The organism is Pseudophaeobacter sp. (assembly GCF_048267565.1).
Taxonomy (GTDB): domain Bacteria; phylum Pseudomonadota; class Alphaproteobacteria; order Rhodobacterales; family Rhodobacteraceae; genus Pseudophaeobacter; species Pseudophaeobacter profundi.
The window spans coordinates 494,423-512,154 of sequence record NZ_JBLWXG010000001.1 but is presented as its reverse complement, the minus strand read 5'-3'; the positions used below and the strand labels follow the sequence as shown (position 1 = coordinate 512,154).

Annotated in this window: 17 protein-coding genes and 1 tRNA gene; 9 read left to right on the top strand and 9 right to left on the bottom strand. The window is 58.2% G+C overall.

Features of this window, described 5'->3' with window-relative positions; translation table 11 throughout:
* Nucleotides 1–12: 12 nt before the first annotated feature.
* Complete coding sequence (locus tag ACN0VH_RS02435) at nt 13–801, top strand: squalene/phytoene synthase family protein (protein WP_278921678.1); 789 nt, start codon at nt 13–15, stop codon at nt 799–801.
* Nucleotides 802–886: 85 nt separating this feature from the next.
* Here ACN0VH_RS02435 and ACN0VH_RS02430 read toward each other — a convergent pair whose 3' ends face one another.
* Nucleotides 887–2,107 carry an MFS transporter gene (locus tag ACN0VH_RS02430; protein ID WP_417699381.1) on the bottom strand — a complete coding sequence of 407 codons (1,221 nt, stop codon included), beginning with the start codon at nt 2,105–2,107 and terminating at the stop codon, nt 887–889.
* A gap of 93 nt (nt 2,108–2,200) precedes the next feature.
* Here ACN0VH_RS02430 and ACN0VH_RS02425 point away from each other — a divergent pair, with 93 nt between their 5' ends.
* Together ACN0VH_RS02425 and ACN0VH_RS02420 are read left to right on the top strand one after the other, a co-directional pair.
* Nucleotides 2,201–2,860, top strand: a complete 660-nt coding sequence (locus ACN0VH_RS02425; RefSeq protein WP_417699380.1) for a DNA-3-methyladenine glycosylase family protein — start codon at nt 2,201–2,203, stop codon at nt 2,858–2,860.
* A complete protein-coding gene (locus ACN0VH_RS02420) occupies nt 2,857–3,522 on the top strand; it encodes an alpha/beta hydrolase (RefSeq protein ID WP_278921675.1) in 666 nt (221 codons plus the stop codon). Before ACN0VH_RS02425 ends, ACN0VH_RS02420 begins: the two co-directional genes overlap by 4 nt.
* 76 nt (nt 3,523–3,598) lie before the next feature.
* On the opposite strand, the gene ACN0VH_RS02415 is transcribed toward ACN0VH_RS02420, so the two are convergent.
* Complete coding sequence (locus ACN0VH_RS02415; RefSeq protein ID WP_278921950.1) at nt 3,599–4,306, bottom strand: pseudouridine synthase; 708 nt, start codon at nt 4,304–4,306, stop codon at nt 3,599–3,601.
* 249 nt (nt 4,307–4,555) lie between these two features.
* Here ACN0VH_RS02415 and ACN0VH_RS02410 point away from each other — a divergent pair, with 249 nt between their 5' ends.
* Nucleotides 4,556–5,140: an HNH endonuclease gene (locus ACN0VH_RS02410; RefSeq protein WP_278921674.1), complete on the top strand. Its 585-nt coding sequence runs from the start codon at nt 4,556–4,558 to the stop codon at nt 5,138–5,140.
* Nucleotides 5,141–5,209: 69 nt separating this feature from the next.
* Here ACN0VH_RS02410 and ocd read toward each other — a convergent pair whose 3' ends face one another.
* The 3 genes from ocd to rocF are packed head-to-tail and all read right to left on the bottom strand — an operon-like array spanning nt 5,210 to nt 8,102.
* Nucleotides 5,210–6,256 (bottom strand): ornithine cyclodeaminase, encoded by a 1,047-nt coding sequence (gene ocd, locus ACN0VH_RS02405; protein ID WP_417699379.1) that lies wholly within the window; start codon nt 6,254–6,256, stop codon nt 5,210–5,212.
* Complete coding sequence (ctlX, locus tag ACN0VH_RS02400) at nt 6,253–7,179, bottom strand: citrulline utilization hydrolase CtlX (RefSeq protein WP_278921672.1); 927 nt, start codon at nt 7,177–7,179, stop codon at nt 6,253–6,255. The genes ocd and ctlX overlap by 4 nt, the downstream gene beginning before the upstream one ends.
* Nucleotides 7,176–8,102 carry an arginase gene (rocF, locus tag ACN0VH_RS02395; protein WP_278921671.1) on the bottom strand — a complete coding sequence of 309 codons (927 nt, stop codon included), beginning with the start codon at nt 8,100–8,102 and terminating at the stop codon, nt 7,176–7,178. Before rocF ends, ctlX begins: the two co-directional genes overlap by 4 nt.
* Nucleotides 8,103–8,212: 110 nt before the next feature.
* Here rocF and ACN0VH_RS02390 point away from each other — a divergent pair, with 110 nt between their 5' ends.
* Nucleotides 8,213–8,638, top strand: coding sequence for an Lrp/AsnC family transcriptional regulator (locus ACN0VH_RS02390; protein WP_027240242.1), 426 nt, complete (start codon nt 8,213–8,215; stop codon nt 8,636–8,638).
* 7 nt (nt 8,639–8,645) lie between these two features.
* On the opposite strand, the gene ACN0VH_RS02385 is transcribed toward ACN0VH_RS02390, so the two are convergent.
* Together ACN0VH_RS02385 and ACN0VH_RS02380 are read right to left on the bottom strand one after the other, a co-directional pair.
* Nucleotides 8,646–9,104 (bottom strand): disulfide bond formation protein B, encoded by a 459-nt coding sequence (locus ACN0VH_RS02385; protein ID WP_278921670.1) that lies wholly within the window; start codon nt 9,102–9,104, stop codon nt 8,646–8,648.
* Complete coding sequence (locus ACN0VH_RS02380) at nt 9,105–9,683, bottom strand: YqaA family protein (protein ID WP_278921949.1); 579 nt, start codon at nt 9,681–9,683, stop codon at nt 9,105–9,107.
* A gap of 163 nt (nt 9,684–9,846) precedes the next feature.
* On the opposite strand from ACN0VH_RS02380, the gene ACN0VH_RS02375 reads away from it, so the two are divergent.
* A tRNA-Leu gene (locus ACN0VH_RS02375) sits at nt 9,847–9,932 on the top strand.
* 485 nt (nt 9,933–10,417) lie between these two features.
* On the opposite strand, the gene ACN0VH_RS02370 is transcribed toward ACN0VH_RS02375, so the two are convergent.
* Nucleotides 10,418–11,080 (bottom strand): class II aldolase/adducin family protein, encoded by a 663-nt coding sequence (locus ACN0VH_RS02370; protein ID WP_278921669.1) that lies wholly within the window; start codon nt 11,078–11,080, stop codon nt 10,418–10,420.
* Nucleotides 11,077–12,213, bottom strand: coding sequence for an S-methyl-5-thioribose-1-phosphate isomerase (gene mtnA / locus ACN0VH_RS02365; RefSeq protein ID WP_417699377.1), 1,137 nt, complete (start codon nt 12,211–12,213; stop codon nt 11,077–11,079). The genes ACN0VH_RS02370 and mtnA overlap by 4 nt, the downstream gene beginning before the upstream one ends.
* A gap of 787 nt (nt 12,214–13,000) precedes the next feature.
* On the opposite strand from mtnA, the gene ACN0VH_RS02360 reads away from it, so the two are divergent.
* From ACN0VH_RS02360 to ACN0VH_RS02350, 3 genes are all read left to right on the top strand, one after another.
* Nucleotides 13,001–13,966 (top strand): TAXI family TRAP transporter solute-binding subunit, encoded by a 966-nt coding sequence (locus tag ACN0VH_RS02360; RefSeq protein ID WP_278921667.1) that lies wholly within the window; start codon nt 13,001–13,003, stop codon nt 13,964–13,966.
* A gap of 146 nt (nt 13,967–14,112) precedes the next feature.
* A complete protein-coding gene (locus tag ACN0VH_RS02355) occupies nt 14,113–17,220 on the top strand; it encodes a TRAP transporter permease (RefSeq protein ID WP_417699375.1) in 3,108 nt (1,035 codons plus the stop codon).
* Nucleotides 17,217–17,648, top strand: coding sequence for a universal stress protein (locus ACN0VH_RS02350; RefSeq protein ID WP_278921665.1), 432 nt, complete (start codon nt 17,217–17,219; stop codon nt 17,646–17,648). The genes ACN0VH_RS02355 and ACN0VH_RS02350 overlap by 4 nt, the downstream gene beginning before the upstream one ends.
* Nucleotides 17,649–17,732 lie beyond the last annotated feature (84 nt).

The window sequence follows — 17,732 nt, the reverse complement described above, 5'->3', positions numbered from 1 at the left end:
AAGGGTTTTCAGGTGAGCGATAAGGCAGCCTTTGATGATGATGTCACCCGGTGCGCCGAACTGGTGCAACAGGGAGATCCTGATCGCTTTCTGGCGACCATGGCGGCTCCGGTTGCGGCGCGGCCAGTGCTTTTTGCGCTCTACGCTTTCAACATAGAACTGGCGCGCGCCCCCTGGGCCAGCCAGGAAAGCATGATTTCGGAAATGCGGGTGCAGTGGTGGCGCGATATTGGCAGCGAAATTGCCCAGGGCGGACCGGTGCGGCGGCATTTTGTTGCAACCCCGCTGGGGCGGCTGTTGCCACACCATCTTGCCGCGCATATCGAGGAAATGGCCGAGGCGCGCCGCTGGGATATCTACCGCGAACCCTTTGAGGATGAGGGTGAATTTGACCGATATATCGATGCAACCACGGGTGGCTTGATGTGGATGGCAGCGGCGTCGCTTGGCCCGGCGGATGAGGCAACGGTGCGCAGGTTTGCCTATGGTGTTGGGGTGTCCAACTGGTTGCTCGCCATCCCGGAACTGGTGCAGCACAAGCGCATTCCGCTGCTGGATGGCACCCCTGATGGGCTGCGCCGCCTGGCGCAAAAGGCCTTGGATCAGATTGAACAGGCGCAACTGGATCGCGACAAGATCTCTCGCGAGGCAGGCAGCGCGCTGTTGTCAGGTTGGCAGGCGCGGGGCCTTTTGCGCCAGGTTCTGAAGGCGCCGGAACGGGTGGCCGAGGGCAGCCTGGGGCAAAGCGAATTTCGTCGCCGCGCGGGCCTGATCTGGCGCAGCAGTCGGCAGCGCTGGTAGGTCAATATCCCCCGGTAGAGGTCTGATATAATTAAAAAAGGCGCCACTTTGGGCGCCTTTTTCTTTGGTCAGTACCATCCTCGCATTAGGCGGTTTTGGGACGCAGCGCCAACCAGAGCAAAGCGCCACCTGCCAGCACCAAGAAGGGCGCCATTGCCATATTGACGGCATTCCAGCCCTCAACCGGATTGCCGCCCGAGCAATTCATCAAGCCGCCCGAGGCCAGAGAAGCCATGGTGACACCACCAAAGACCAAAAGGTCATTCAACCCCTGCATGCGGCCGCGTTCTGATGCGTCATGGGCACCGGCCAACATGGTCGTGGCGCCGATAAAGCCAAAGTTCCACCCCAGCCCCAAAAGCACGAGCGCAACAAAGAAATTTTCCAATTCAACGCCTTGCAAGGCAACAACACCCGCTGCCGTTAGGGTCAGCAGACCTACGGCAACGACCTTGTGCACACCAAATCGCGCAATCAGGTGGCCGGTGAAGAACGATGGTACATACATCGCCAAGACATGCGAGGTCACCACATCCGCTGCGGTGCTCTCGGTGAAGCCGCAGCCAACCACCGCCAGCGGTGTCGAGGTCATCACCAGGTTCATCAGCGCATAAGAAACCATGGCGCAGATTACAGCGACAGCAATGGTGGGGGTTTTCAACAGCTCCAGACGGCTGCGCCCTTTTGGCACATCGGCGCGCGGTGCAGGCGGTTTCGGAATGTCCAGGAACAAGAACAAGCCAGAGCCGATCACATTCACTGCAATCACCGCCATATAGGTGCCAAGGAATGGAATAACAAAGACCTGGCTGGTGGCTTTGACAATTTGCGGCCCAATAATCGCCGAAAGCAACCCGCCGGCCATGACATAGGAAATCGCCTTTGGGCGAAAGGATTCAGATGCGGTGTCGGCAGCGGCAAACCGGTAGAAGCCATGCGCGCTCATGTAGACGCCGGTCAGCAGGCTGCCCAGAAGGAACACCGGGAATGACCCCAGATAAAGCCCGTAGGCCCCGATCACGCCGCCCAAGGCGCCAAAGGCGGCCCCGGTGAAAAATCCGGCACGCCTCCCCCAGCGCTGCATAATGGCTGAAATCGGGGTTGCCGCCATCATCGACCCGGCCACAATAAGAGAAATCGGCAGGGTGGCAAAACAGGGGTTCGAAGCCAGAGATTGGCCAGCCAGCCCGCCTATAATAAAGATCATCGGCATCTGAGAGCCGAGGATCGCCTGGGCCAGTACCAGGATGGCAACGTTTTTCTTGGCGACCTGGTCGCCTGTGGGGGTGGTGATGTTCATTGTCATGTGGGATGCGTAGCCTTCAAAATTGGGCGGAACAAGCGGCAAGCTGTGCATTGGTACAATGTCGTGGTTGTACCACCAGAGAGGGCTATTGACGTGACATCCATTGTTGTTGACTGCGCGCCCGCTGCGGGCCGGATCATTTGCAGTGATACCTGTGTGGCCGAGGGCGCCGCCTGGCTGGCCGATCAGGATCCGCGCTTTGCGCGGGCACTGGCCAGTTGCGGACCATTGCCGCTGCGGCGCAGGCCGGATGGCTTTGGCGAACTGCTCAGCGCCGTTATCAGCCAACAGGTCAGCGTAGCCTCGGCAAATGCCATTTGGCAACGGCTTGTTGAGGCCCGGCTAACCACCGAGTCTGCAATCCGCTCGGCGCCGGAAGACGCCCTGCGCGGGGCGGGACTCAGCCGCCAAAAAATACGCTATGCCAAAGCTTTGGCCGAGGAAGCGATTGACTATCGCGCGCTGCGCGACCTGCCGACAGAACAGGTTGTCACCACCCTGACCCGCGTGACGGGCATTGGGGTCTGGACCGCCGAGATCTACGCCATGTTTTCCCTGGGGCGCGCGGATGTCTTTGCGCCGGGCGATCTGGCCCTGCAGGAATCTGCAAGGGCGCTGTTTGATCTGCCCGAACGCCCCAAAGAGCGGCAACTAAAACAGCTGGCCGAAGCCTGGTCACCCTGGCGGTCGGTTGCGGCGCGCATCTTGTGGGCCTATTACCATGTGGCAAAGGACAGGGAAGGGATCCGATGACTCGTGTACTGAAAGCTGAGCGCAGAGAGCCGCTCTCCGGGGTGACCCGGTCGATCGTGGTGTTTTTGCACGGCTACGGCGCCAATGGTGCCGATCTGCTGGGGCTGGCAGATCCCTTGGGTGAACATCTGCCCGATACATTGTTTGTAGCACCGGATGCGCCGGAAAACTGCCCTGGCGCGCCCATGGGGTATCAGTGGTTTCCGATCCCCTGGATTGATGGCTCTTCCGAAGAGGAGGCCATGCGCGGCATGAATGCCTCTGTCGAGGATCTCAATGCTTTTCTGGACGCGCTGATGGTGGATGAAGACGTGCTGCCAGAGCAGGTGGTGCTGTTTGGTTTCTCGCAGGGTACGATGATGAGCCTGCATGTGGCCCCCCGCCGAGAAGACGCGGTCGCGGGCATCGTCGCCTTTTCGGGACGTCTGCTTCACCCAGAGACACTGAAGGATGAGGTCGTCAGCCGGATGCCTGTCATGCTGGTTCACGGGGATGCCGATGATGTGGTGCCGCCGCAATCGCTGCCAGAGGCGGCAGAAGCCCTGGATGAGGCGGGTTTCAAAGATGTCTTTGCCCATATCATGAAGGGCACGGCGCACGGCATCGCCCCCGACGGGTTGAGCGTCGCGCTCGCCTTTATGCGCGACAAGCTGGGGTTATAAAAACTGGTTGCAGGAGACAGGGTGCCGGGTGGCACCGCGTTTCCTGCAGCGTCTATCCCGTACCGCGCGCCGCCTGCTACCGTTTGCGTTTGTGCACAGGTCTGGCTGCTTTCTTCCGATGGGCTTTGTCGGGATGGCGTTGCGTACCTGGTGTTTTTCCGCTTTTTGCTGTGGTGTCTTTGGTCTGGCGCTTGGGCAATTGCGAGGGCTTGGCACGTGGGGGGATCCTGGGAACTTCCAGATCTTGCCACTGCGCCTGCGCCAAACCATCCAGGCTCCAGGCACCGATACTATATCGGATGAGCCGCAGCGTGGGAAAGCCAACCGCTGCTGTCATCCGTCGCACCTGACGGTTTTTTCCCTCTTGCAGGGTCAACGACAGCCAACTTGTTGGGATGGATTTTCGCGCGCGGATCGGCGGCGTGCGGGCCCATAGCTGGGCAGGCTCTGCCATCTTCTGCGCCTTGGCCGGACGGGTCACGCCATCTTTCAGCGCCACCCCCTGTGCCAGTGCGGCAAGCGCCGTATCGTCTATCTCACCTTCGACCTGCACCCAATAGGTTTTGGGCATCTTGTGTTGTGGATCGCTGATCCAGGCCTGCAGCGGGCCGCTATCGGTCAGCAACATCAAGCCTTCGCTATCGCGATCCAACCGCCCCGCGGCATAGACACCGGGGCAATCGATAAAGGCGCTCAGGGTAGTGCGTGGGCTGTCTGTGCTGCCGGCATCGGTGAACTGCGGCAAGACATCAAAGGGTTTATTGAAGCGAATAAGGCGGGTCATGGCGCTGCAATAGGCAGTGGCGGCGGCGCTGGCAAGCCCGTACCCCGACGCTTGCCCCTGCATGTGCCGTTAGGTTGTGTCATGGTTCCGTTACGCGGCGCAGGTAGACGTCAGGGCACCGACGGGCGAAATCTTGTGGTCAGCCAGGGCTTGTCAGATGCAGACCACGATATATAGTTATAGATATGCTGGGGCGGGTTCCCCGCTCTGGTGCCAGAATGGCAGACAGGGCGAGGAAGACGTAGCATCATGGATGGCGATTTCAGAACTGATTTTGTAAGGAACCCTAGCGCCTTACGCCAGCATCCGGCCTTGGTGTTGAATGCTGATTACCGGCCATTGTCCTATTATCCGCTCTCACTCTGGAGCTGGCAGGATGCGGTCAAGGCTGCCTGGCTGGACCGGGTGGATATTTTAGCCGAATATAACGAGGTTGTGCACAGTCCCAGTACGGTGATCAGAATTCCCTCTGTTGTGGTGCTGAAAGACTATGTCAAACCTCAAAAGCGCGTGGCCTTCACGCGCTTTAATTTATTCTTGCGGGATGAATTTTGCTGCCAATACTGCGGCGCACGCGGGGATCTGACCTTTGACCACGTGGTGCCACGGGCCGCAGGTGGGATCACCAGCTGGGAAAATGTTGTGGCGGCCTGTTCGCCCTGCAATCTGAAGAAGGGCTCCAAATCGCTGCATCATCTGGGCATGTCCCTGCGCAAACCACCCAGACGGCCCGGTGCGGAAGAACTGCGCAACACTGGCCGGAAATTCCCACCCAACCATCTGCACGACAGTTGGATGGATTTTCTCTATTGGGATACCGAGCTTGACGCCTGAAGGTGCTGTTTTATAACGATTTTCCCAGTTGCAGGCCTGCCCGAGACGGCGCAGGCCCGCCAAGCGGCGTTACCCTTTTGAGCGTTGCAACATGCCAAACAGGTCGCGTGGGTCATCCGGGTCGGCCAACATGTCCAGATCAAGGAAGAAATCGGTTCCCTTGATATGGTCGCGGATATAGCGCAGGGCGCTGAAATCCTCGATGGCAAAGCCAACACTGTCAAACAGGGTGATCTGCTTGTTATCCCGGCGGCCCTGTTTCTGGCCGGTGATGACCTGCCACAGCTCTGTGACGGGAAAATCCTCGGGCATCTGCTGGATTTCACCTTCGACGCGGGTCTGGGGGGGGAATTCAACAAAAACATCTGATCGGTTCAGGATCCCGGCGGCCAGTTCGGTCTTGCCGGGGCAATCGCCGCCGATCGCATTGATGTGCACCCCGGCGCCAACCATGTTGTCGGTCAGGATGGTGGCGTTCTGTTTGTCGGCGGTGCAGGTGGTCAGGATCTGCGCCCCCTCGATGGCCTCTTCTGGCGTGGCGCATTGCACCACCTCAAGACCTGTCGCGGCAAGATTGCGGGCACATTTTGCGGTTGCCGCTGGATCCTTGTCAAACAGTCGTACTGATTTCAGCCCGCAGATTGCCTTCATCGCCAGGGTCTGGAATTCGGACTGGGCACCATTGCCGATCATAGCCATGGTATCTGCACCCTTTGGTGCCAAGTGCTTAGCCACCATAGCTGATGTCGCAGCCGTGCGGAGTGCGGTCAGCATGGTCATCTCGGTCAGCAGCACGGGATAGCCGGTGTAGACATCCGCCAACAGACCAAAGGCGGTAACCGTTTGCAGGCCTTCGCTGGTGTTTTTGGGGTGGCCGTTGACGTATTTGAAGCCATAGGCTTCGCCATCGGAGGTCGGCATCAGCTCGATCACGCCCACATCGGAATGGCTGGCCACGCGAGGCGTTTTGTCAAACAGCTCCCAGCGTTTGAAATCGGCTTCGACATAGTCTGCCAGATCTTTCAGCATGGTTTCGACGCCGATGCTGTGCACCAGGCGCATCATGTTGTCGACGCTGACAAAGGGAACAAGTGCTTTATCCGAAGGTGTGGTCATGATGTGGTCCTTTCACGGGGGCTGAGGTGGACGCCGGCCAACATGCAGCGGACCGATCCCCCGGCGGTTTCGAGAGTGGGAATGGAAAGCGGTAGCAGCTGGGCTGACCGCTCTATGATGTTGATCTGCTCAGGGCGCAGCGCCTCCACGGCGCGGCTGGACAAGGCAAGAATTCTGTTTTTTCCTGTAAGTTCAAAGGCATTGCCCGCAAAGTTTGCGATCTGATCCGCAGTTAGATCAATGACCTCACGACCGGTTTCTGCCAGGCGATTGGCGATTTCGTCGCGGCGCGGCCTATCAGAAATCATTGAAAGGCAGATCAACGCAAATTCGGTCCCAAGCCCCATCAACACATTGCTGTGGTAGACATCACGCCCCTGGGCATCACGTGCCTCAAAGGCCATGGGCTCATAGTTGAAATGGGTGCAGAACCGTTCCAGCAACACGGGATCGGCGCGGTTGGATTTCACCGTATAAGCAATGCGGCCAATGTGATCCAGAACCATGGCGCCGGTGCCCTCAAGGGCCAGATCGTCTTGCTCAAGGCCAGAATAGTCGATCACATCCTGCACCCGGTAGTGGCGCTTCAGCTCTTCAATCACGTCCCAGCGGCGCTCTAGCCGACGATTGGCGGCATACATCGGGTAGACCGCGATATGCCCGCCGGCATGGGTTGAAAACCAGTTGTTGGGAAAGACACTATCTGGGGTCTTGGTGCTGGTATCGTCAAAGACATGCACCCGCACCCCGGCATCGCGGAGGCTTTCCACTGCGCGATCAAACTCTTGCAGGGCTTGACGCTTGATGGTTTCCGGCTCCCCCAGAGAGGTCTGAAACGCATTGTCGCCCTTGGTTTCCGGGTTGGAGCAAAAATGATGCGGGCGGATCATCACCACCGCGCCGGGGGCTTGCAGGCTATTCAATTGAAGCTCCGGGTTGGGCGGTCAAACACACGGCGACCAAGGGCAGAGGCGCAGAGATCTACCATCAGATGCGCCGTGCGGCCCCGTTCATCCAGAAAGGGGTTCAACTCCACCAGATCCAACGAGGTCATCAACCCGGAATCATGCAGCATTTCGCAGACCAGATGGCCTTCGCGGACCGTTGCGCCACCTGGCACCGTGGTGCCAACCGCAGGCGCGACGGCCGGGTCCAGGAAATCCACATCCAAAGAGACATGCAGCAAGCCATTTGCCGCTGCAACCTTGGCAAGAAACTGCGCCAGCGGTCCGGCAATACCGTTTTCATCGATGTCACGCATGTCATGGCGGTGGATCGCGCTGGCCTCCAGTGCCAGTCGTTCCGGCGTATCAACCGACCGTAGCCCGATCATGCAGACATTTTCTTCTGGCACCGGGTTCGCCACGGCAGGAAAGCCGTCAAATCCATCGCGGCCAGTGAAATAGCCAACCGGGGTGCCGTGCAGATTGCCGCTGTCGGTGCTTTGGGGCGTGTGAAAATCCGTATGCGCATCCAGCCAAAGCACAAAGAGCGGGCGATTGACCGAGGCGGCATAATCCGCAACCCCGACAACAGATCCCAGGGACAAGGAATGATCGCCCCCCAGAAACACTGGCAGCCCCTGCGACATGGTTTCCTGCGCGATCAAGGCCAGCGACTGGGTCCAGCCGATCGTTTCGTTGCGGGCAAAGATGCCGCTCTCGTCTGTCTCGGGCGGGTAGGGCGCAGGCGCGAGGTTGCCCAGGTCCTTGACTTGATGGCCCAGCCCCGAGAGCGCCTCTGCCAGGCCGGCGGTGCGATAGGCATCTGGTCCCATCAGGCAACCGGGTCTGCGTTTGCCGCTGTCCACAGGGGCACCAATCAAGATACAGGTCTTTTGGCTCATGGCTGATCTCTCCTCTAGAGTGCTTGCCTTGTTAAAGCCTCCGAAATGGGGTGGTTGAAACTGTTCATTTTGACCTTTATGAAAGGGTAACTGCCATATCGGAGCAAAAAGTGGATAAAACGGACGAGCGCCTTATTGCCGCGCTACGGCATAATGCACGGGCCAGCCTGTCGGACCTGGCATTGCAACTGGATCTGTCGCGTACGACGGTGCGCGCCCGCATTGAACGGTTGCAGCTGCGCGGCGATGTTCTTGGCTTTACCGTTGTTCTAAAAGAAGATGTCCTGCGCGATCCGGTGCGCGGCTTGATGATGATCGGCATCGAAGGGCGCGGCGCCAGCCGGATTGTCCGCCAGCTTCAGGGCCTGCCGGAGGTACGCGCCATTCATACCACCAACGGGCGCTGGGATTTGATCGTCGAGCTGGGAACCGAAACCTTGGAAACGCTGGATGCCGCGCTGGCCAAGATCCGTACCTTTGACGGGGTGGTCAGCAGTGAAACCAATCTTCTGCTTGCGACAAAGAAAGATTCCTAAGCGGCCTTCAGGACTTGCTGCGCGCAGCTGCAACCCAGAGACAGGCCAAACCGATAGACGCAATGGCATTCCAGCTGGCCATCGACAGGCCAAACAGGTCCCACGGTATATCATCACAGCGCACCAGCGGCGCTCCCAGGATCTGTTGCATCAATTGTTCCGGCGTCAGCCCGTCAATCGGCCCGGATGTACAGGTCGTCGGGCCTTGCCATAAACCGCGTTCCACCCCGGTGTGATAGATCCCGATGCCCGCTGTGGTCAGCGCCGCTGCAGCCCCAAGATAGAGCAGCGCGTTCATCGGCAGGATCAGCGCCAGAACGCCAATGCCGATTGCCGCCAGATGCGGGTAGCGCTGCCAATAGCACAGCTTACAGGGCGCCATCTCTCCGATATACTGAAAACCCAGCGCTCCCAACATCATAAGGGCAGAACCTACAGTTGCGGCCAGTAGAAAAAGACGTCGCATTCACAGATACCTCAGGGCAATAAATCCGCCAAAGAGGAGCACCATAAAGACGCAGAACACAAGCCCTAAACGGTGTTCAATGAAGCTGCGAATGGGGGCGCCAAACACCCGCAATAGCGCCGCAACGGCGAAAAATCGCAGCGCGCGTGCTAGCACAGAGGTCGCCATAAAGGTCGCAAGCGGCATGCCGGTCCAGCCCGACATGATGGTAATGACCTTATAGGGAAACGGCGTCACCCCAGCCCCCAGGACCGCCCAAAAGCCAAAGTCATTGAATTTGGAATTAAAAGCCTCCATTGCATCGCCTTTGCCCATGGCTTGCAGAATGGGTTGGCCAATCGTTTCATAGAACATCGCACCGATTGCATAGCCCAGCAGCCCCCCCGCAACAGAGGCCACCAGCGCCACCGAGGCGATCAGCCAGGCCCGAGAGGGCCGCGCCAGGATCATCGGAATCATCAACACATCTGGCGGAATCGGAAAGACCGAGCTTTCGACAAAGGCAACCGCCGCCAACCACCACAGGGCATGTGGGTGATCCGCAAGGGCCATAGTTCGATCATACAGCCTGCGCAGCATCCAAAATACCTTTCCCATTAGTCTTTGGAAAAGGGGGTTACATGCGGCTGCGCAGAGGTCAATATCACCCTGCTGCAAGCGCATATTTTCTGCCGATTTTCTTGCGTTCTGCTGACATTTTTCTCTGGACCTCGGGGGCAGGCTTAGTTAGGAACAAGCCGTTGCCCAAGTGGCGGAATGGTAGACGCAGGGGATTCAAAATCCCCCGCTGGTGACAGCGTGCCGGTTCGAGTCCGGCCTTGGGTACCATATTCTTCAAGGGCTTGCGTTGCTAAGTTGATGCAAGCCCTTGAGAACCTCCTCACAAGTTCCCCCATTCCCTTTTCCTTCATGTTCTGCGGCGTCCGCTTTTGACTGTCTTGAGAACCTTCTTTGCGATGCTCGCTGGCAATACTTCTGCACCATGGCTAGCGTTTTGTGACCTGTCACAGATTGAATTTCCGCACTGCCATGCGGTACTGACCGATCTGGGGCCCGGACGTGAACCGCAATTGATCCTTGAACCCGGCGCCTTTCGCATATTCTGCCGGATTGCTGCGCTAGGCTCCGGCTTGGTGTCTGGCCTTATTCCGACCGATGCTTTCTTCGGGTCTTGGCCATTTCAGGATTGATCAATCCCAGAGGGCACTACAGGCGTTTCCATCAGGCATCGCCCAATTACTCTGTCGTCGCGAACGGCTGGACCCATGGGGGGCAGAGGCATTGTACGGCAGGATCCGGGCTGTCGGTTGGTGTTATGTGGTCTTTAGGCCATAGTCAGCAAAGGCCTGCTTTACCTCGGCCATTTCTTGCGCTCCCAGGACCTTGGGTGTGCCGATGCTCAGCGCGGTGGTATAGCCCTTGGCCAGGGTTTCCAGTTCGGTCATCCGCCAGAGCGCTCGTTCCAGGGTATCGCCGGTGACGACGGCACCGTGATTGGCCATCAGACAGCCCGCGCGATCCTGCAGCGCCGTAACCACCAGCGCAGAAAGGGCAGCGCTACCAAACAGGGCATAGCCTGCCAGTGGCACATCATCGCCGCCAAAGGCCGCAACCATATAGTGGCAGGCCGGGATGCTTTGGTGGTTCATTGCCAGGGCAGTGCAATGCACCGGATGGGCGTGAACAACCGCCATCACCGCAGGCTTGGCGCGTAGGATATCGCGATGAAACCGCCATTCGGACGATGGTTTCATCTGGCCCGGCATCGCGGCCCCATCGTCGAGCGGCAGGCGCACCAACATGTCGGGGTGCATCTTGGCATAGTCCACCCCCGAAGGCGTGATCAGAAAGCCGTCATCCAGGCGCACAGAGATGTTGCCGGACACCCCCTGATTTACCCCGGTTGCATCCATCTGCAGGCAGGCATCAATGATGGTCTGACGGGTTTGGCGGCTGTCGGAATAGGCGGTGGTCATCTGGTTCGGGCCTCGCTCCGGCGTGGTGATTGCGGGGCCGCGCCTGCCAGATCTGGGAACAGGCCTGCCAGTCCCGCCGCACTGGCCGGGCAGATCCCGCGTTCGGTGATCAACCCGGTGACAAGACGATTTGGCGTGACATCAAAGGCCGGGTTGGCAACCGGCGCGCCAGGCGGAGTGACCTGTGCCTCGGCTATCTTGCCCTCGGCGCCGAGGCCCCAGACATGCGAAATCTCGCGCGCATTGCGTTCCTCGATCGGGATCTCTGACTGCCCTTCGGTGACGCTCCAGTCGATGGTCGGCGAGGGCAGGGCGACATAGAAGGGGATGTTGTTATCTTTGGCGGCCAAGGCCTTGAGATAAGTGCCAATCTTGTTGCAGACATCACCTTGCCGGGTGGTGCGATCGGTGCCAACGATGACCAGATCCACCTCTGCATTCTGCATTAGATGGCCGCCGGCATTATCGGTAATATAGCTGTGGCTGATCCCATGGCTGCCCAGCTCCCAGGCGGTCAGCGCGCCTTGATTCCGGGGGCGGGTTTCATCCACCCAGACATGCAGTGCGATTCCGGCATCATGGGCTTGATACATCGGGCTGGTTGCGGTGCCCCAGTCGACGGTGGCCAGCCAGCCAGCATTGCAATGGGTCAAGATCCGCACCGGGCTGCCGTCGGTTTTGCTGTCAGCAATGTCTCGGATCAGTGTCAGCCCATGCTGGCCGATACGGCGATTGATCTCGACGTCTTCGTCGGCGATCTCATGCGCCAGGGCAAGGGCCGCCGCGCCGCGCTGATCCTGGGGCAGGGGCAACAGCAAGTCGCGGCAACGCGTCAAGGCCCATCGCAGGTTGATCGCGGTGGGACGAGTTGCATTCAGCGTGGTCCAGGCACTGTCCAGCGCCGCGTCGCTGGGATCTTGCCGCATGGCCAATGCCATGCCATAGGCAGCTGTTGCACCAATCAAGGGCGCGCCGCGTACCTGCATCTCTTTGATGGACTTCACATAATCTGACATGCTGTCGAGCTGCGCAATCTGGAAATCATGCGGCAACCACCGTTGATCAATGATTTGCAGCGCCTGGTGTTCTGTGTTCCACCAAAGGGATCGGTATGGCGTGCCGTCAACTTTCATGGGGTCCTCCTGGCTGGCTCGCCACGGCGAGTGATTTGCAAAACCGTTGGTAAGGTCGCGGAGCAAACCACCACAGCCCTGCACAATTGCCTATAGGTGTCGCGGAAAACAACCGCCAAGGCAAGACCAGCCAAACTGGCAGGCTGCCTAGGTGGCAGCACCTCTGGCAACAAATGCGCAGTTGTGCCCGGCGACCGCCGCCGCTAAATCGCCTGCTGCGCGGGTAACCAATCCTATCTACGCGGGGGCGGCAATCGCGCCGCCTGTTCAATGCTTGCACGATGACCGGGGGTGGAGCAGCCACTTTGGGTATTTTGCCGGGTGTGTTAAGTTGGCGTTGTTGACATGGATCAAGACGTTTTCGGCAGAGGTGATCTAGCCCTTCCCGATAGGCCGCTTGTGGCTGGGTTCGCGGCTAGTGTGATGTTCAGGTTTAAAAAAAACAGTTGCTGAGGCCGGGAAAACCATGAATCACTGCATAACGGGCTTGCACCCATATGCGACATTCTGACACAGTGCGGCGACTCTCAGAGAGGGGGGCTTGGGGGAAATTTGGCAGTCTTGTGTCATATGCGAGGAAACAGTCATCTCACCCCTGTTGCTTGATTTTGAACAACTTGACAGGCGAGACCTCTTACAGGCTAGCTTGGGCAGCGCGATCAGATAACCCCTTTGTCGTGGGCATGGCCTACAGGCTGACCGGCAAAATGAGTGTGCGTAACCATCGTCGTTCCAACGCATGAACGGCGAGACTTCATGACCAATATATCGTGGGAGAGATCACATCATGAAATATTCTAAGTTGAGCATTGGCGCCGTTGTCGCCGCGACCTTCCTGGCACCTGCCGTCCAGGCCCAGGAATACATCACCATCGGCACCGGTGGTGTTACTGGCGTGTATTACCCAACTGGTGGTGCAATCTGCCGCCTGGTCAACAAGAACCGCAAAGAACACGGTTTCAAGTGCGCGGTCGAATCCACTGGCGGTTCGGTGTACAACATCAACACCATCCGCGAAGGCGAGCTGCAGTTCGGCGTTGCCCAGTCTGATTGGCAGCACCACGCCTATCACGGCACCTCCAAGTTTTCCGAGCAGGGCCCCTTTGAAGGCCTGCGCGCTGTGTTCTCTGTCCACCCAGAGCCCTTTACCGTTGTGGCGCGTGCCGACGCCGGCATCACCAACTTTGACGACCTGAAAGGGAAGCGCGTCAACATCGGTAACCCCGGTTCCGGCCAGCGCGGCACCATGGAAGTGCTGATGAACGCCAAGGGCTGGGGCATGGAAGATTTTGCCCTCGCAACCGAGCTGAAAGCCGCAGAACAGTCCGCCGCCCTGTGTGACAACCAGATCGATGCCATGGTCTATACCGTTGGCCATCCCTCCGGTTCGATCCAGGAAGCCACAACCGCCTGTGATTCCGTACTGGTGACCGTGGATGGCGATGCCGTGACCAAACTGGTTGAAGACAATGCCTTTTACCGCACCGCCACCATCCCCGGCGGTATGTATCGTGGCTCTGACGAAGACACCCAGACCTTTGGTGTCGGCGCGACCTTCGTGTCCTCGACCGATGTTGCGGATGAAGCGGTCTATGCAGTTGTGAAATCGGTATTTGAAAACTTCGATGCCTTCCGCAAGCTGCACCCTGCCTTTGCCCATCTGAAGCCTGAAGAGATGATCGCCGATGGTCTCTCGGCTCCGCTGCATGATGGCGCGGCGCAGTACTACCGTGAACAAGGTTGGATTGAATAATTAATCCAACACCATAGGGAGGGGCGCGATTGGCGCCCCTTTCCAATTAAAAGGGGGCTGCCCCCAAAACAAAAGAGAGACAGACAGGGTCCGCAATCCAAGGGATCGCCTGAAACGACGGCGCCGGTCTGTATGGGAGATTATTCATGACATCCGATGTTCAGGGAAATCGACCGCTCAGCGAAGAAGAACTGCAGGAACTGGTCGCCTCCTCCGATGCAGGTGCGCGTAACCCTGTCGGAGCCGTTGGTCTTTCCCTGGCTGTCATCGCTGTTGCCTGGTCCGTTTTTCAAGTTGTTCTGGCCTCACCTCTGGCGAACTACCTGCTTCCAGGTGCCGTTAACAACAATTCACGCCTGATCCACCTGGCCTTTGCCCTGATGCTGGGGTTCATGGCCTATCCGGCCATGAGCCGAACGAGCAGAAACCTGATTTCCTTTTCGCTGGGACATCTTGGCACCGTGCTGGGACTGGGGGCTTTTACGGTCGCCTTGATGGTGACTGTTGCGCCGGGCATTTCGATGAACGCCGCTGTTGGGGTTGGTGCTGTGGTGGCGCTGGTTCTGGTCGCGCCCACCTATTTGAACCGCAGCGGGATCGCCACGCGGCTTGAACAGATTGTCAGCGCGATGGGTGTTTTTGCGGCCATTTTTGTCTTGTCCTACAGTGGCCTTGCAATCCTTGGCCAATATCTCTTGGGCGGCTGGAGCAGCGGTCTGCAGATCGCCGCGATTGTCTTTGGATTGGCAGCCGGCGCCTTGGTCGTCCTGTCATATCTGCGGCAATGGTCCACCCCTGAGGACCATTTTGTTCCGGTACAAGATTGGGCGCTGGCGGCGGCGGGTGTCTTCGTTTCTATCTATGGGTTCCTGAACTACCAAAAGATCGTCGACAGCGGCGGCTTGGCCGATGACATCGATAAATTCTACGCGCTGGCGGGGCTCTTGATCCTGTTTGAAGCTGCCCGCCGGGCCTTGGGGCCGGCCATGGCCCTCATTGCCACGGTTTTTCTGGCTTATGTTTTCTTTGGTGCCTCTGAATGGGTGCCGGAAGTTATCCGCTGGAAGGGCGCAAGCCTGAAAAAAGCGATGAGCCATATGTGGATCACCTCTGAAGGGGTCTTTGGTATCGCGCTTGGCGTTTCAACCAAATTTGTGTTTCTTTTCGTGCTCTTCGGCGCTCTTCTTGATAAGGCCGGGGCGGGGAATTATTTCATCAAAATGGCTTTTGGCGCGCTTGGGCACCTGCGCGGTGGCCCGGCCAAGGCGGCCGTTGTGGGGTCTGCCGCAACCGGCCTGATTTCCGGATCTTCGATTGCCAATGTGGTGACCACCGGCACCTTTACCATCCCGCTGATGAAACGGGTCGGGTTTTCATCCGAGCAGGCCGGCTCGGTTGAGGTTGCCTCTTCGGTGAATGGGCAAATCATGCCACCGGTCATGGGGGCTGCGGCCTTCTTGATGGTGGAATATGTCGGCATTTCCTATGTCGAGGTGATCACCCATGCCTTTTTGCCCGCTGCTATTTCCTATATCGCGCTGGTCTATATCGTGCACCTGGAAGCGGTGAAGCGGAACATGCCAACCATTGGCAACCGCGAAGTCCACATGGCGCGCACCATTCTGGGCATGGCCAGTTTCTTTGCCGTCTTTGCCGGGCTTTGCTATGGTACGCAGTTCCCGGTCGAAGCTGCCTACAGATGGGTGCCTAGTGTGGCGGGGTTGCTGATGTTCGGGGTTGTTCTGGCCGTCTACCTTGCCCTTGTGGCGCTGGCGGCTGGCATTCCTGATCTGGAACCGGACGACCCGAATGCAAAAGAGGTGGAACTGCCCGATATCTCCAAGATCTACAAGGCCGGGCTGCACTATATGCTGCCGATCATCGTTCTTGTCTACTTTCTGATGATCGAACAGAAATCGCCTGGACTTTCGGCCTTTTGGGCCACGGCACTATTGTTTGTGATCCTGCTGACGCAAAAACCAATCAAGGCGTTTTTCCGAAACCAAAGCAACATGATGGCGACTTTTGTTGATGGTTGCCATGATCTGTGGAACGGCCTGATCGACGGGTCGCGCAACATGATTGGCATCGCGCTTGCCACTGCAACGGCCGGCGTCATCGTCGGTACCGTAACCCTGACCGGGGTTGGACAGGTGATGGCGGATCTGGTGGAAACCATGGCCTATGGGCTCACCTATCTGAGCGCACTTGGCGTGCATGCAATCAGCCCGTTGACTGACATGGTCGGGATCACCAGCTTTGAGGGCACCGTGGCAGAACGCGCCGCAGATATGACCGGGACTATTCTGGTTTTTGTTCTGATCTGCGTTGGCCTCTTATCGCTTGTGCTGGGCATGGGGCTGCCCACAACCGCCAACTATATCGTTGTCAGTTCGCTGATGGCGGGGGTCGTGGTGGAACTGGGTGCCCAGTCCGGCCTGATCGTGCCGCTGATTGCCGTGCATCTGTTTGTGTTCTATTTTGGGATCATGGCCGATGTGACGCCACCGGTGGGGCTTGCCAGCTTTGCGGCTGCGGCTGTATCCGGGGGCGATGCCATCCGAACTGGTTTTGTAGCCTTCTTTTATAGTTTGCGAACAGTGGCTTTGCCCTTTGTCTTTATCTTCAACACCGATCTGTTGTTGATTGATGTCACCTGGACGCAGGGTATATTGGTTGCCATCTCTGCCACCATCGCCATTCTGGTCTTCACCGCAGGCACCATGGGCTATTTCGTGACCCGCAGCCGCTTTTATGAAAGCCTGTTGTTGGTCTTTGTCGCCTTTGCGCTGTTCCGTCCGGATTTCTGGATGAACCGGCTCATGCCTGCCCATACCGAGGTTGCGCCCATCGAATTGGTTCAGGCACTGGATCAGGCAAGCCCCGGACAAGAACTGCGCCTAACGATCGAGGGGCCGGATTTCGACACTGGTGAGATCGCCTCTACGACGCTCGTTGTACAGGTGCTGGATGGCCTGGACGGGGCTGCAATGGCGGAAAAGGCAGGTCTGATCCTGCTGCCAGAAGAGACACAGATGAACCTGGATGCGCCTGGTTTTGGCACCCCGGCCGAACAGGATCTTGGCAGCTTTGACTTTTACGGTGATAGCCCTGTTTTTGTGAAAGAAATCCTTGCCCCTGCCGATCAGCTTCCGAAAGAGCTGATCTTTATTCCGGCGCTGGTTTTACTTGGTCTGATCGCCCTGATGCAACGCGGCCGCGTCCGCAAGGAAGAAGAAGGAGTAGTGACATGAGCAAATCTATTCTGTGCGCGGTCGAGTTAAGCGACAGCGCCACTGACAAGATGGTTCTCGCACAGGCTGGCCGTTTGGCCGATCTCGACAAGGCCCAGTTGGATGTGGTCAACGTGCTGCCGGATTTTGGCGAAAGCTGGGTCTCTGGTTTCTTTGAAAGCCATCACCACGAAAAGGCGATCGAAGAGACGACCGAAAAGCTCGAAGCCATCTGTGCAGAGGTCTTGGGTAAGGATCGCAATAGCAAGATCCGTCACATCGTTGCCACCGGCACCGCCTATCAAGAGATCCTGAAGGTGGCCAAGGCAGCCGGCACCGATCTTATCGTGATAGGCGCCCATAAGCCGGATTTAAAAGACTATTTGCTAGGCCCCAATGCAGCCAGGGTGATCCGCCATTCGGATTGCTCTGTTTTTGTGGTGCGTTAGCGGATGTTGCGCACAGATGGCTACCGGTTTTGCGCATCCAAAACATGCGCAATCAAACCCTAGCCTGCGGCATACATCACCAAA

Coding starts and splice junctions, on each gene's coding strand:
- ACN0VH_RS02355 (WP_417699375.1), top strand. CDS start 14,113: ATGACATCCGATGTTCAGGGAAATCGACCGCTCAGCGAAGAAGAACTG.
- ACN0VH_RS02430 (WP_417699381.1), bottom strand. CDS start 2,107: ATGACAATGAACATCACCACCCCCACAGGCGACCAGGTCGCCAAGAAA.
- ACN0VH_RS02410 (WP_278921674.1), top strand. CDS start 4,556: ATGGATGGCGATTTCAGAACTGATTTTGTAAGGAACCCTAGCGCCTTA.
- ACN0VH_RS02360 (WP_278921667.1), top strand. CDS start 13,001: ATGAAATATTCTAAGTTGAGCATTGGCGCCGTTGTCGCCGCGACCTTC.
- ACN0VH_RS02420 (WP_278921675.1), top strand. CDS start 2,857: ATGACTCGTGTACTGAAAGCTGAGCGCAGAGAGCCGCTCTCCGGGGTG.
- ACN0VH_RS02370 (WP_278921669.1), bottom strand. CDS start 11,080: ATGACCACCGCCTATTCCGACAGCCGCCAAACCCGTCAGACCATCATT.
- ACN0VH_RS02415 (WP_278921950.1), bottom strand. CDS start 4,306: ATGACCCGCCTTATTCGCTTCAATAAACCCTTTGATGTCTTGCCGCAG.
- mtnA (WP_417699377.1), bottom strand. CDS start 12,213: ATGAAAGTTGACGGCACGCCATACCGATCCCTTTGGTGGAACACAGAA.
- ACN0VH_RS02385 (WP_278921670.1), bottom strand. CDS start 9,104: ATGCGACGTCTTTTTCTACTGGCCGCAACTGTAGGTTCTGCCCTTATG.
- ACN0VH_RS02380 (WP_278921949.1), bottom strand. CDS start 9,683: ATGCTGCGCAGGCTGTATGATCGAACTATGGCCCTTGCGGATCACCCA.
- ACN0VH_RS02350 (WP_278921665.1), top strand. CDS start 17,217: ATGAGCAAATCTATTCTGTGCGCGGTCGAGTTAAGCGACAGCGCCACT.
- ocd (WP_417699379.1), bottom strand. CDS start 6,256: ATGACCACACCTTCGGATAAAGCACTTGTTCCCTTTGTCAGCGTCGAC.
- rocF (WP_278921671.1), bottom strand. CDS start 8,102: ATGAGCCAAAAGACCTGTATCTTGATTGGTGCCCCTGTGGACAGCGGC.